The 14,430-nt window shown below is 55.2% G+C and carries 12 protein-coding genes; 8 read left to right on the top strand and 4 right to left on the bottom strand.

Annotation, left to right across the window (positions count from 1 at the left end):
* Positions 1-88: 88 nt before the first annotated feature.
* Both COMA1_RS18465 and COMA1_RS18460 read left to right on the top strand, forming a co-directional pair.
* Positions 89-523: a sll1863 family stress response protein gene (locus COMA1_RS18465; RefSeq protein ID WP_090751007.1), complete on the top strand. Its 435-nt coding sequence runs from the start codon at positions 89-91 to the stop codon at positions 521-523.
* A 40-nt stretch (positions 524-563) separates the two neighbouring features.
* Positions 564-887, top strand: a complete 324-nt coding sequence (locus tag COMA1_RS18460; protein ID WP_245631154.1) for a cupin domain-containing protein — start codon at positions 564-566, stop codon at positions 885-887.
* Between the two features lie 111 nt (positions 888-998).
* Here the strand turns inward: COMA1_RS18460 and COMA1_RS18455 are convergent, their stop codons facing one another.
* From COMA1_RS18455 to COMA1_RS18440, 4 genes are all read right to left on the bottom strand, one after another.
* Entirely contained in the window at positions 999-1,460 is a 462-nt protein-coding gene (locus COMA1_RS18455) for a c-type cytochrome (protein ID WP_090751006.1), read from the bottom strand.
* A 290-nt stretch (positions 1,461-1,750) separates the two neighbouring features.
* A complete protein-coding gene (locus tag COMA1_RS18450) occupies positions 1,751-3,616 on the bottom strand; it encodes a transketolase (protein ID WP_176698171.1) in 1,866 nt (621 codons plus the stop codon).
* Between the two features lie 167 nt (positions 3,617-3,783).
* A complete protein-coding gene (locus tag COMA1_RS18445) occupies positions 3,784-4,632 on the bottom strand; it encodes a sulfite exporter TauE/SafE family protein (protein WP_090751005.1) in 849 nt (282 codons plus the stop codon).
* A gap of 6 nt (positions 4,633-4,638) precedes the next feature.
* Positions 4,639-5,073 (bottom strand): RrF2 family transcriptional regulator, encoded by a 435-nt coding sequence (locus COMA1_RS18440; protein WP_090751004.1) that lies wholly within the window; start codon positions 5,071-5,073, stop codon positions 4,639-4,641.
* Positions 5,074-5,321: 248 nt separating this feature from the next.
* Here COMA1_RS18440 and COMA1_RS18435 point away from each other — a divergent pair, with 248 nt between their 5' ends.
* The 6 genes from COMA1_RS18435 (at position 5,322) to COMA1_RS18410 (ending at position 14,429) form a co-directional block, all read left to right on the top strand.
* Positions 5,322-6,257 carry a glycine--tRNA ligase subunit alpha gene (locus tag COMA1_RS18435; protein ID WP_090751003.1) on the top strand — a complete coding sequence of 312 codons (936 nt, stop codon included), beginning with the start codon at positions 5,322-5,324 and terminating at the stop codon, positions 6,255-6,257.
* A 7-nt stretch (positions 6,258-6,264) separates the two neighbouring features.
* Entirely contained in the window at positions 6,265-8,454 is a 2,190-nt protein-coding gene (glyS, locus tag COMA1_RS18430) for a glycine--tRNA ligase subunit beta (RefSeq protein WP_090751002.1), read from the top strand.
* 62 nt (positions 8,455-8,516) lie between these two features.
* Complete coding sequence (locus COMA1_RS18425) at positions 8,517-9,008, top strand: hypothetical protein (protein ID WP_090751001.1); 492 nt, start codon at positions 8,517-8,519, stop codon at positions 9,006-9,008.
* A gap of 185 nt (positions 9,009-9,193) precedes the next feature.
* On the top strand, positions 9,194-12,028 hold the full coding sequence (ppdK, locus tag COMA1_RS18420; RefSeq protein WP_090751000.1) for a pyruvate, phosphate dikinase: 2,835 nt from the start codon (positions 9,194-9,196) through the stop codon (positions 12,026-12,028).
* Positions 12,025-13,143 (top strand): bifunctional diaminohydroxyphosphoribosylaminopyrimidine deaminase/5-amino-6-(5-phosphoribosylamino)uracil reductase RibD, encoded by a 1,119-nt coding sequence (ribD, locus tag COMA1_RS18415; RefSeq protein WP_245631153.1) that lies wholly within the window; start codon positions 12,025-12,027, stop codon positions 13,141-13,143. The genes ppdK and ribD overlap by 4 nt, the downstream gene beginning before the upstream one ends.
* Complete coding sequence (locus tag COMA1_RS18410; protein ID WP_090750998.1) at positions 13,140-14,429, top strand: carboxylesterase family protein; 1,290 nt, start codon at positions 13,140-13,142, stop codon at positions 14,427-14,429. Before ribD ends, COMA1_RS18410 begins: the two co-directional genes overlap by 4 nt.
* Position 14,430: the final 1 nt, after the last annotated feature.

Here is a 14,430-nt window from a genome sequence, read left to right as displayed (position 1 = left end):
TGTCGGTTGCTCTCCCCAGAAAGTTTAGCAGTCGTGACTTTGCCCCTAGGTCCTGACTATACTGAGGCATTCCAGGGAGGAAGAGGCGATGCGATGTCGATGGCTGAGCGGAGTACTCTGGGTTTCGATAGCCGGTTTGATCGTCTGTCAGAACGTTGGCGCTGAGTCGACGGCCGGGGCGGACAAGATCGTCAAAGAAGCTCGTGAAACCATTGAGGCAACGAAGGAGTATACGGATCAGCAAAAAGCGGCGTTCCAACGGAAAGCGCAGGATGAACTGGCGGCGCTTCAGCAGCAGATCGTCGCATTGCGTGGAAAAGTGGTAGATGCATCAACGTCCACTCGAGCGGAGCTGCAAAAGTCACTCAACGAGTTAGAGAAAAAGAAAGATGGTGTACGAGAACAGCTCGATGCGTTGAAGCAGACCACTGATAAGAAATGGCAGGATGTACAGGACGGGATGAACAGTGCGTTGCACGAGCTCAAACAGTCCTATCAGAAACTATTATCTCGTATGCCGTAACATTTGATTTATCTGTCCGCGTGACGTCAATGGAGTGCGTATGATGAAGGTGATCACCCTAGCAGACTGTCAACAGTTTGCCAGCGATAAAATGAAGAAGAACAACCTATTCCAAACAGAACGGTTGTTCTGCGATATCTATTGCTTCGAGCCTGGCCAGGAACAAAAGGGCCATGTCCATGGCCATCAGGACAAGATCTATATTGTTCTGGAAGGGCAGGGAATGTTTCAGGTTGGTACGGAACAGCGAGTCCTTGTGGTAGGGGAGGGCACGATGGCTCCAGCCGGGCTGGAGCATGGTGTGAAAAACCATACAAGCGAGCGGCTCAAGGTGCTGGTGTTTGTTGCTCCTAATCCGGTCTGACAAAGTTGCACTATGCCTTTCAATAGCAAAGGGGGGAAAGGGCGTTGAACCCTTTCCCCCCTTTGCGAGCACGAGGCTAACAAGAACCTATTTAACCTCAGAGTGTTCTTCTCAGGGCTTGTAGCAGGATCGGTCAGCCGGTTTCCCATCGTGCGAGAATTGGTTCTCGTAGGCCATCACCTGCCAGATTTGCTCTTCAGACAGAAGCCCTTTGTTGCCCTTCATCTTGGTCTTTGGGATTCCTTCTGAAACGCGCCAGAACCAGTATGCGTCTGAATAACGGCAGACAATGTTCGGATCACGAAGGTCTCGTGCGCCTTTTTTCGCCGGTTTGCCATCTTTCCCATGGCAGCTGCTACAGTTAACGTCGGTCTTGAATTCGCCGTTATAGATCTTCCCACCTTCTGCGATAGCTTTTGGATCGGTCCACCCACCTGCAGGCATCTTCTTATCAGCATACTCGGGTGGAACCGGGGCCAATGGGGGCAAATCTTCAGCTGAGGCTAACCCTCCTGAAAGAAACAGGGCGCACCCCAAGACCAACATTGAGACACTTACATTCTTTCTCGACATTCGTACCTCCTCTTGAGTTGTAAGGTGATCTGACTGTCTTCTGTGTTGACCTCAATCGATGTATTCAAGGTATTGATTCATTCGGCATAAACTATACCACAGTTTTTTCTGGAAATTGTGAAAACGTCATATGGCTGGGAGCCGCTCTGTGGTCGAATAATTGGGTGTCGCCCAATCGCGAGGAACCGCGCGTCGTACGTATCACGTGCTGCCGAACAATCGGAGAAACCATGATGCTTCACGCCGATGAAATGAGGAGAATCGGGTATATGCTCGGAAGCCATAACGTATTATTTGACGATGGCTTTTGCCGCTTCCACGATGGACCGTACGCCGATCCCGTAATGGTCGATGAGCTCATCGGGTTTTCCACTGTGCGGAATGTCGCGAACGGCGAGTTTATGCACGGACATCCCTTCGGTGCTCACGGCATTGAGGACAGCGTCGCCCAAGCCTCCATGGGAATAGTGATCCTCCACCGTAAGGATCCGACGCTGGGTCGCTTGTCCGCTCTCCAGCAAAGTTGCTCGATCGATCGGGGCGATGCTATAGAGATCAATCACGCGAACGGCTATGCCGGCTGCCTTCAGTTGGTCATAGGCCTTCAAGGCTTCGAACAGCGTCACACCAGCAGCCACGATGGTTAGGACATCCGAGGCGCTCTGTCGGAGGAGCTTGCTGCCACCGATCTGAAATTGCTCTTCTGGTCCATAAATGACTGAATTCTTCGGGCGTCCGGCACGGACATAGACCATACCTTTATGGTGTGCAGCGGCTTCGATTAGTCGATAGGCTGAGTTGCCGTCAGAAGGGTAGAGAACCGTCACGTTCGGTTGCGCCGCCATCATCGCGATGTCTTCCAACCCCATTTGAGATGGGCCGTCTTCACCGATGCTGACGCCAACGTGCGTGCCGACGAGTTTAATATTCGAGCCACTGACGGCCGCCATACGAATGAAATCATAGGCGCGACTCAAGAAACAGGCAAAGGTTGCCGCAAAGGGGATCTTGCCGCAGGCAGCCAGACCGGCGGCGGCACCGACCATGTTTTGTTCCGCGATGAAATTCTCGAAGAACCGCCCTGGGTACTTTTTGCCGAATTTATCGGTATAGGTTGAGTTTTTAACGTCCGCATCGAGTGCAACCACCGAGGAATTGATGGACCCTAAGGCTTCCAGTGCGGCCCCAAAGGCTTCGCGTGTTGCGACGGAGTCACCGATTTTGTAAGGAGGCGCCGGCATCGTGCCGATGACAGCTGAGGCGACAGCGGGTGCGGACGGTTTTGGGATCTGAATGACGGCGTCGTTTGGGTGTAATTGTTTCGTGAGCTCGTCGATCGCCTTCTGAGTTTCCTCACCTTTCTTCAGCGGTTTTCCATGCCATTCTGCTTTATTCTCGATGAAGGAAATGCCTTTGCCTTTGTAGGTTTTGGCTAAGAGTACCGTCGGACGGCCTTTCGTCTGAGCGGCCTCGGTAAAGGCCTTGAGAATAGCTGAAAGATCGTGGCCGTCGACCACGATGGCATGCCAGCCAAATCCGGCCCAGCGGGAGCGATAGCTCTCCATGTCGTGCTGCAACATGGTGGGGTCGCTTTGCCCCAAACGATTGATGTCGACAATGGCACACAAATTATCCAAGTTGTATTGGCGGCCGATTTCAGCGGCTTCCCAAACCGATCCCTCGACGGACTCTCCATCTCCCATGAGGACGTACGTGCGGTGGTCGAGTATATCGACAAATTTTGCATTCAATGCAATGCCGACACCGACAGCGAGCCCTTGGCCCAGTGAACCGGTAGCCATGTCGACAAATGGCAATCGGGGAGTCGGGTGTCCTTCGAGATCAGACGTTAAGGTGCGCAATTTTAAAAGATCACTGGTGGGAAAGAGCCCGGCTTCTGCCCAGGCTGCGTACAGCAGTGGAGCGGCATGGCCTTTGGATAGGATGAATCGGTCACTGTTTGGTGCCTTTGGATTGTGTGGGTCGTATCGCATGACAGAAAAAAACAAGGCTGCGACGAGATCCGCTGCTGAGGCACAGCTCGAAGGATGCCCGCTGCCGGCCTCGCTGGTGGCCCGAACACTGTTGATGCGGAGCTGGGTTGCCTTGTTGTGTAAGGCGGTGAGGAGTTCGGACGAAGCCACTGAACCGGCCATAACGAAATCCTTTCGGCTAGAGATAGCAGCCAAACCGCGTACGCTGAGTGTTACGCTTTCTTGGAAACTCAAAACGACCTGAAATTAGCAAATCGCTTGATAGAGGTCAATGAAGTGACGTGGGCCGATCTCTCGATGAATCTGTGAGCGGCGATCAGCTGCCATAACTATGACGGAGGGGAAGTGGGATCACCGCGATCTCGAAAGAAGCGAAGGAGGAGGTAGCCATTGATCAAGATCACGATGGACAAGATGCCGTATGTGGTCACCGGTGAGGCAAGATCTAATTCTCCCAAGACGCGGGAGAGGCCGAATCCCACGATCAGCCCATCGAATGCCATGCAGATTCGTCTGAAGGTCTCGGGATCCATCAGCCGTATCACATATGTCCCAAGTGGAATCCCAAGCATTATGCTCGGAATAATGTACGGAATAATTTCCATGCTGCCTGCGCTATAGAAGCCGATAAATACATAGGCGATTGCCGTCAGCGACGATTCCGCTAAGCGAATGATTCCCAGTGCCGCACGGAAGTCTTGTTTGGGATATCCCTGGTTGTTGAAGAGAAGCGCCAAAGGTGGGCCCGAAATTGTCGTGACGGAATACAGGGTACCCAGTCCAAGTCCGAATGGAACGGCGATGGCTTTTTCCGCACGGATGGGTTTCCGAATACCTGCAGCCTGCAGAAGAATCAAGGGCAACAGGAACATATAGGTAACGAACTTGATCCAAGCCGGTTGTACTAAAAAGAGGAGGTAGCTACCGACACCGACTCCCACTGCGAGGCCACCCAAAATTGGAGCGACGCGCCAGAAGACGCTCGGAATACTCTTTCGGTTCACGAACAACACATAGGCATTGATGACCAGTTCAACTAAGACAAGGGCCGGGTTGAGGATCCGATTGGTATAAAACAGCAGGGCAATCGGCACCGTAATAGAGGAGAAGCCATAGCCCAGTGCGCCATTGACCGTGGCTGCGACAAACGTAATCAGGACCAGGACGACCGTATCCATGAGCGATTACCCTCTCCCGTCGCCTGCGGCAAAGTCGGCCAGTGAATAGTGATCGAGTATCCCAGCGATGGCATCACGGACGGTGCCCATGGCCTGCTGCACGGGGCAGCAAGGTTTATTCGCGTAGGGACAGTCATTGCATTTCTGATAGGCGGTTTTGCTGACACAACTGATCGGGGCGAGTGGGCCATCGAGGATCCGAATGACTTGGCCCAAGGTGATCTCTTTAGGCTGCTTGATGAGCGCGTATCCGCCTTTCATTCCCCGTCGGCTTGAAACCAGTCCGGCACGTTTGAGCATGAGAAGGATCTGCTCCAGGAATTCGACGGGAATATGTTGGCGGGCCGCGATCTCCTGTCGTTGGAGAGTGGCCTTTCCATGAGCCAACGCGAGCTCGAGCAGTGCTCGAAGACCATATTCGCTTTTCTTAGAAAGCTTCATGTCGGTGAAATAAGAGTAAGTTAGTCAACATCTTCTACAATAGGAGAAACCTCTTACTCACGTCAATCTCCAAATTCTCGAGGAAACGCTGCTGAGTCTTTCTCGTCATGGGCTCACGTCGGGTCGGATGCCGGATCTTCAATCGGAAACGGCTTGTTCCTTGACAGGGTAAAAGCGTTCTTGCTAGCTTGACGTTCTATCTCACAGGCAAGTATCAGATCATCTCCCCTGGCCAGGCTGTAGACTGAGTGACGTTCCAAGAACTGATCCTGACCCTCCATCGTTTCTGGGCCGATCAAGGTTGTGTCATTCACCAACCGTACGATATGGAGATGGGGGCTGGGACGTTTCATCCTGCCACCTTTCTTCGCTCATTGGGTCCGGAACCGTGGCGTGCTGCCTACGCACAGCCTTGTCGTCGTCCAACGGACGGCCGATATGGGGAAAATCCCAATCGCATGCAGCACTATTATCAGTATCAGGTCGTCCTGAAACCGGCTCCCGACAATATCCAAGAGCTGTATCTGGAAAGTCTGGCCCGGCTGGGAATTAATCCGAAGCACCATGATATCCGTTTCATGCAGGATGATTGGGAGTCGCCGACCTTAGGCGCGTGGGGTTTGGGGTGGGAAGTACGGTTGGACGGGATGGAAATCACCCAATTCACCTACTTTCAAGAGATCGGAGGGATCGAGCTGAGCCCCATCACGGGAGAAATTACGTATGGGACCGAGCGGATCGCCATGTACTTGCAGCAAGTGAACAATGTGTTCGATCTGGCCTGGACGGACTCGATCAGGTATGGCGATATTCACCATGAGACCGAGGTGCAGGGATCGCGATACAACTTTGAACAAGGCAATGTGCCGATGCTGATGCAGCTCTTTCAATCGTATGAAGCGGAGTGCAAGCGGCTGTTGGCACAGACCGACCAGCGGTTGACGTTGCCCGCCTACGACTACTGCATCAAGTCATCCCATGCCTTCAACCTCTTGGACGCGCGCGGTGCCATCAGTGTAGCAGAACGAACCGGTTACATCGCCAGAGTGCGGGCGCTGGCCAGGCAGTGCGCCGAGCGCTATATCGAGGAACGATCTGCGATGGGGCATCCGCTGTTGAACCGTGAAGAGAAAACCGTCAAGTCTGGCAGGTCTCGCTCGAAGCCTGGAACAGGACGAATCTAATTTCGTTATGACGACACGAAAAACCACGGGATTACGAGACCCCAGCGCAAAGAAAGGGAAGAGGACTAACGCGCCTTCTGTCGCTGAGCTGCTGCTGGAAATCGGCGTCGAAGAACTGCCGTATCAGGTTATCGCTCCTGCGCTGGGATCACTCAAGGAATCCGCTGAACGTCTGTTTTCCGATCAACGACTGACCCTTCAGTCGATCCATACCATGGGTACGCCACGTCGCCTGACGATTGTGGTGAATGGCTTGGCTGCGAGGCAGACGTCCATGACGAAGGAAGCGATGGGGCCATCGAAAGCCGTTGCCTTCGACCAAACCGGTCAACCGACCAAGGCGGCTGTTGGGTTTGCCGCCGGCCAGGGTGTCGCGGTCCAAGAATTACAAGTGAGACAAACGGCCAAGGGGGAATACTTGTTTGCGGTGAAACATGAAGCAGGTCGCTCAACGGCTGCGGTGCTGGTCGATCTGCTTCCGCAACTCGTATCAGGCCTCTCGTTTCCCAAAGCGATGAAGTGGAATGAGACCGGTGTGCGGTTTGCCCGTCCCGTGCGGTGGGTGGTTGCGGTCTACGGGGGGGCGGTCTTGCCGATCAAGGCAGCCGGGGTGACCGCATCGAATCAGACAAAGGGGCATCGGATATTGGGTGGAGGCAAGTGGGTGTCGGTTCGCGATGCCGCTTCCTATCGCAGCACCTTGGAGCGTCAGGGGGTCATTGCCGATACTCGGCGCCGTCGCCAGGTGATTGAGGAACAGATCGCCACTATTTGCCACAAGGCCGGATTGCAGCTGAATCAAGACGAAGCCTTGCTCGACCAAGCGGTGTACTCGACTGAGCAACCGACCGCCATCATGGGGTCGTTCAAGGATGCCTATTTGGATGTGCCGGAGGAGATCCTCATCACCTCCATGAAAGAGCATCAGGGTTTTTTTTCGTTACGACACAAGCACACCAGGAAGCTGGCGCCCCATTTCATCACCGTCGCGAACAACGGGGCCAAGGATATGTCCCTGATTCGTGAGGGGAACGAGCGGGTGCTGGCTGCACGATTGGCCGATGCCAAGTTCTTTTTTGACGAAGATCGAAAGGTCCGTCTCGAAGAGCGGGCAGAGAAGTTGGGTGGAGTCACATTCCATCAGAAGCTCGGCACGATGGCCCAGAAACAGGAACGAGTCAGGAAGCTAGCAGGGTTTGTTGCCGAACAGGTCCCGTCCAGTCAAGCTGAGCTACGACAGATTGCAGAGCGGGCGGCCTCCTTATCCAAAGCCGATCTCCTGACCGGCATTGTGGGGGAGTTTCCAGAGCTTCAAGGTATCATGGGAGGCGAATATGCCCGACATGACGGGGAATCAACGGCAGTCGCGCAGGCGATTCGGGAACAGTATCTTCCTAAGGCCCTTGAAGGGGAGTTACCGGAAACCGAGGCGGGGCAGGTGCTCTCGCTCGCAGACCGACTGGATTCCATCGCGGCATTTTTTCATGTGGGCGTGGTTCCGACAGGGTCGGAAGATCCGTTTGCGCTTCGGCGGCATGCCACGGCGATTGTGCGCATCATACTGGAACGAACATTACGGTTGAATCTTGCCGACCTCATTGATCGAGCAACAAGCCTGGTTGCCGGTGACGGCTTCAAAGGGGGGGGAGACCTACCGCAGGTAGGACAGCGACGAATCATGGACTTCCTCTTCGAACGGGTTCGACACTATGTTCGACTCGTGCATGGGTTACGCGACGATGTGATTGAGTCGGTGTTGAAACCAGCCCACGGTCCGATGATCGATCTCGTCGATCTTGTCCAGAAGATGAGGGCGCTCGAAGCCGTCACGACGAAACCGGATTTTGATCCCTTGATCGTCGGTTTCAAGCGGGCGCATCGGCTTGTCGAGAAAGAGCAATGGACTAGAGAGCCGGTGGATGCCGCACGGTTTCAACATCCGGCGGAGTCAGCACTCCATCAGGCAGCGATGGGCGAGCATCAACAGATCGAGGCTTCCATTCAAGCCGGTGCGTACGATCGGGCACTCGATGCGCTGGTCCGCCTCAAGCCGGTCGTCGACGATTTTTTTGCCGGTGTGATGGTCAATGCCGATGATCAGGCGGTTCGTAGCAATCGGTTATCCTTACTCAAGGAAGTCGATGATCTGTTTATGTCATTCGCAGACTTTTCCCAGATTGTGGTACAAGGGCGGTAGGTAGGTCGAATCGGACGAACCACGGACGATCTGTACTGAGGGTCGTATTCCCCGGAGTTGTGATGGATCAGCCGGTGACGGATGAGTGCCGTCGGGCGGTGAAGATCCGGCGATTTTCTTTGGTGGTTTCTCTGGCTTTGATTGTCGGCTGCAACGCTGTTCTTTTCGCCGGGTTCAGAATGAGCGGCATCAACTTGGATGATCTGGTCAAAACCCCCGATCTGTTCGATGCCAAACACGACGTGTGCCTTCGGCTGTCGTGGCAATCATTGCCTGGGGCGAGCGAACCGGTCAGGCTCTGTTCGGAATGGCTGAATCTGTCTGACCCGAGCGGCACACCTCACTCCCTTCAACCCGATACGAAACTTAAAAAGGGGCCTGACGGCCGGTACTATGTCGATCACGGGGTGCAGGCCGACTATCGATTGTTGTTGCTGTTGTTGTTTGTCGCCGTCATTATCATAGGAGGCGTCCGGGCGAAGTGGTTCTTGGTGAATCGTTATCGTCTGCGTCTGGAATCAACTGACGGTCATCGCGCGTCGCCCGCTCGTTGATCCGCTCAGAGTAGGTAGAAGGCTGTGGTGAACCTGGTGCGTCTCAAGACAAAGACCGAGGTTCTCCTGCGGTGTTAACGCCAGATAACTTCAGGATGCCCGAGCAGGCCGTGCAGCAAGACCGCTGAGAGATACAAGAACGCGACTGGCGGACTTGTCAGCATCCTGTCAGAAGGAGAAGTCACGTGGCAAAAAAATACGTCTACTATTTCGGAGACGGGAAAGCCGAAGGCACCTCCAATATGAAGGAGTTGCTCGGTGGAAAAGGTGCGGGATTGGCCGAGATGACGAACCTTCGGATCTCCGTCCCGCCGGGGTTTACGATTACGACGGAAGCTTGCATCGAATACTACAAGCAGGGAAAGAAATATCCGACGGGGATGTGGGATGCGGCGCTGGCTGCGCTGAAGCGTGTTGAGCGGTCCATGGGCATGAAGTTCGGGGATCCTGAGAAGCCGTTGCTGGTGTCGGTTCGATCCGGTGCGCGTGCGTCAATGCCCGGTATGATGGATACGGTGCTCAACGTGGGGCTCACCTTAAAGACGGTCGAAGGGCTGGCGGCGAAGACGAAAAACGAGCGGTTCGCCCAGGACAGTTATCGTCGTTTCGTCACGATGTTCGGCAGCATCGTCATGGGGGTTCCTCGCGAACATTTCGAAGCGATTCTCAACCATAAGAAAGAGGAAATGGGCGTCACGCATGAGACGCAATTGGACGCACGGGCGTTGCGGGACCTCGTCGGACGATTCAAGTCTTTGGTCAAGGAGGAAACCGGGAAGGAGTTCCCGGACGATCCAAATGAGCAATTGAAAATGGCGATCAACGCGGTGTTCTCATCGTGGAACGGCGCACGGGCCATTACCTATCGGCGGTTGAACGGGATCCCCGATCATTGGGGGACTGCGGTCAATGTCGTCGCGATGGTGTTCGGCAACATGGGAGACACGAGCGGAACCGGTGTGGCCTTTACTCGCGATCCGAATACCGGTGAACATACGTTCTTCGGCGAATGTCTGATGAATGCCCAGGGCGAAGACGTTGTCGCCGGCATCCGAACGCCGCTGCCCGTCACTGCGTTAGCCACGAATGTCCCGGCCGCCTACAAGGAACTCGAACACACCTATAAGAAGCTCGAAAAACATTACCGAGATATGCTCGACCTGGAATTTACCATCCAGGAGGGTAAGCTCTACATGCTTCAAACGCGCGTCGGCAAGCGTACCGGCATCTCAGCCGTTCGGATCGCGGTCGAGATGGTGAAAGAAGGATTGATCACGAAGCGAGAAGCCGTGCAGCGTGTGGGCCCTGATCAATTGGCGCAATATCTCTATCCGATTTTCGATTCAAAGGTCGAGGCCGGCTCGACTCCGTTGGGCAAAGGGTTGCCGGCTGGTCCCGGTGCCGCGGCGGGGAAGATTGCCCTGACGCCGGATCGTGCGGTGGAAATGAAAGCGGCCGGTCAGCGCGTGGTCTTGGTTCGTGACGAAACCAGTCCAGACGATATTCACGGCATGAACGCGGCCACCGGGTTCTTGACGGCGCGTGGCGGAATGACCTCGCACGCTGCTGTGGTGGCGCGACAGATGGGGAAGGTCTGCGTGGCCGGGTGCGAAGCGGTCCAGGTGATCGATGCTCAGTCGGTGCGGATCGGTTCGAAAGTGTTTCACGAGGGAGAGTACATTTCCGTCAATGGCTCAACCGGGAATGTCTACGACGGCGATGTGCCGGTAGTGGAGTCGGAAATCATTCAAGTGGTGCAAGGAAAGCTGGATGCCAAGAAGTCCGAAAAGTATCAGCTGTTCGCCATGTTGCTCTCCTGGGCCGATGCCGAACGTCGGTTGCGCGTCCGGGCGAATGCCGATGTGCCGGATCAGGCGAAGATTGCGCGCGGGTTCGGGGCCGAGGGGATCGGATTGTGCCGGACCGAACATATGTTTTTTGCCGAAGATCGTATCTCGATCATGCAGAAGATGATCCTGGCACGGACGAAGGAAGAACGTGAGAAATTCCTTGATCAGCTGCTGCCGCTGCAGAAGCAGGATTTTATCGGTCTCTATCGGGAAATGGAAGGTTTTCCTGTCACGATCCGGCTGCTGGACCCACCGCTCCATGAGTTCTTGCCGAAACGAGAAGAACTGATGGTGGAGATCGCGCAACTGGAATTGACGGCGAAGGACGGGTCGAAACTTGAGGAGAAACGACGTTTACTGGCCCGTGTCGAAGAGCTCCATGAGTTTAATCCGATGCTCGGCCTTCGAGGCTGTCGGCTTGGAATCACGATGCCAGAAATCACACGCATGCAGGCTCGAGCGATTATGGAGGCTGCCTGTGAATTGGCGAAGGAAGGGAAGAAGATCGTCCCAGAAATTATGATCCCGCTCGTCGGCATGATCTCCGAAATGAAGTCGCAGAAAGATCTTGTGAAAGAAGTAGCCCAGGAAACGATGAAACGCTACGGGGTGAAATTGAATTATCTGGTCGGGACCATGATCGAGTTGCCTCGTGCGGCGGTGACAGCCGACCGGATTGCGCAAGAAGCCGAGTTCTTCTCGTTTGGCACGAACGATCTGACGCAGACGACGTTCGGTTTCTCGCGCGATGATGCCGCCAAGTTCATCGATTTCTATAAAACCGAAAAGATCATGGACTCGGATCCCTTCGCCGTGCTCGACCGTGAAGGCGTCGGGTCCCTGATGACGCAAGCGATTGCGGGCGGTCGGAAGACTCGAGAAAACATTAAGCTGGGGATTTGTGGTGAACATGGCGGTGATCCGAGTTCCGTTGAGTTCTGCCATCAATTGGGATTGGACTATGTCAGCTGTTCTCCATTTCGCGTGGCGATTGCCCGGTTAGCAGCAGCACAGGCTGCGATTACCCAAGCATCCGCCAAGCCGGCCACATCCAAGAAAACTACGGGTGCGCGTGCCAAGGCCGTGAAGTCCACCAGAGTATTAACGTCGTCGTCAAAGCGGGGCAAGCCGGCGCCCAAGGCATCTGCAGGTAGCCGCAAGAAACGGTGACCGACCGTACACGAGATCTCCACTATATGACCCTGGCCCTTCGCCTGGCGGCGAAGGGCCAGGGCACGACGAGCCCGAATCCGATGGTCGGTGCCGTCGTCGTTAAACAGGGCCGGATCGTCGGCCGGGGTTTTCATCTCCGACCCGGAACGCCTCACGCAGAAATACTCGCCTTGCAACGAGCCGGAACGCAGGCACGAGGCGCCACACTCTATGTGACGCTTGAGCCCTGCTGCCATCTCAAGAAACGAACTCCACCTTGCGTGCCTGACATCCTGCGCTCCGGCGTGAGCCGTGTTGTGATGGCGATGCAGGATCCCAATCCATCAGTACAGGGGAAGGGAACCGCCGCCCTTCGAAGGGCCGGACTTTCGGTTACGGTTGGCCTGGCACGTTCCCAGGCTGAAGAACTGAATAAGGCCTATTGCTATTGGATGAAGACCGGCCATCCTTATGTGACGCTCAAGGCCGGTATGACGCTCGATGGACAACTGGCGACAGCCTCCGGTGAATCTCGGTGGATTACCGGAGAATTGTCCAGGAGGGAGGTTCACCTGCTCCGCGAGAGCGTGGATGCGGTACTCGTGGGGGTAGGGACGGTCTTGATGGATAATCCTGCATTGACGGTGAGGACCGGAGCAGGGTTGGAAAAACTGACATCACGACAACCGCTTCGCATCGTCGTCGATAGCAGACTGCGAACTCCCTTGAAGGCACAGGTCCTGGCCTTACAGGACAAGGCGAGAACCCTGATTGCCACTACTGCTGCCGCCCCAGTATCTCGACGGTTGGCCCTGCAAAAAAAAGGCATCGAGGTGCTGATCGTGCCGGCGGTTCACGATCAGGTCTCACTGCCCGCGCTGCTCAAGGAGCTTGGTCGACGTGGGATTACGTCTCTCCTCGTAGAGGGAGGAGGCGAAGTGAATGCCGCGATGCTGAGGGCCAAGTTGGTCGATCATGTACGCCTCTACATGGCACCGCTGCTACTCGGTGGCCAGAATGCCAAAGGAGTGATCGGGGGGGTGAGTCCAACGGGGTTGAAGGGAGCGATCCAGCTGTATCATGTGACGACACGTCTCGTGGGGAATGATTTGGTGGTAGAAGGGGATCTGTGATTGTCTTTATCCGAAGCCTCATCCTATTGGTGTTTCTTGTTGGCCCGTCTGTTCCCACGGGTGCGGAAGAGGCAGGACCGGTTGTTCCGGACCTCGGGTCCCGTGTCATGCAATATCTCGGCGCTGTTGATGGTGATGCAGCTGAACGGCTGCTGCGGGATGTCCTCTCTGACGAGAGCGCGTCCATCGACATCGTCTCTCAGTTGATAAGGACCGGTCGAACCTACCAGCGCCAGCCGGTCGGGGATCGTCCACGTGAACAGATCGTGATTCGTGGGCAGACCTATCCTCTGGCTCTGCTCATCCCACAGACGTATCACGCGTCGAAAACCTATGCCCTTGTAGTCTGCCTGCATGGATTCGGTTTTACCGGCGAAGAATATTTGGAGCGGTGGCGGGCCAGGTTGGGCGAAGACTATCTCTTGGCCTGTCCGACCTATCCGTCTGGTGCCTGGTTTACCAGACGTGCGGAAGAATTAGTCTTAGCAACGATTCGGGATCTTCGCACACGCTATCATGTCGACCCCGACCGGATTTTCCTGACCGGCATGTCGAACGGTGGGATCGGAGCGTGGCTCATCGGGATGCATCATGCGCCCCTCTTTGCCGGGATCGCACCGATGGCGAGCGGACTGGACAATGTGCTCATGCCGTTTCTGGGGAATCTTCGCCAGACACCCATCTATATGATTCACGGAGTCAAAGATCAGGTGATGCCGGTGGACTTGAGTCGTTCGATAGCCCGAGAGCTTGACACGCTTGGCTATCCCTATGTGTATCGCGAGCATGAACGAGAGCATCCCATGGCAGGGGGGCACTATTTCCCCAAGGAAGAGTTGCCGGACCTTGTGGCCTGGTTCAATAGTCATCGCCGTGAGCCGTTGCCCACAAGGCTTACCGTCGTACGAGATGGGAGTCATTTCCAACCGTTCAACTGGGTGCGCCTGGATTCGACTGATCCGATCGTGGCGTTTTCAGATGATTTGGTGGATAAGCGTGACGAGCGAATCAAGCATCGAGTCTATGCGAAGCTGGATGCTTCCGTTCAAGAAGGGAATCGGGTCGAGGTACGGACGCACCATGTTCGACGGTACAGTCTGTTTTTGAATGAGTCGCTCATTGATCCGGCGAAGCCGCTGACCGTGATCACGAACGGTCAGGTATCTTTTACAGGGACCGTCACGCCATCGCTGGAAATCTTGCTGCGCCAAGCCAGACTCAGGCAGGATCCACGGCGGCTTTTCCCTATCCATCTCTCCATTTCCGTCCCAACACCGGATCCATGAG

The organism is Candidatus Nitrospira nitrosa, assembly GCF_001458735.1.
GTDB classification, from domain to species: Bacteria; Nitrospirota; Nitrospiria; order Nitrospirales; family Nitrospiraceae; genus Nitrospira_D; species Nitrospira_D nitrosa.
The sequence above is the reverse complement of the archived record's forward strand: the minus strand, read 5'-3'. Positions and strand labels throughout refer to the sequence as shown.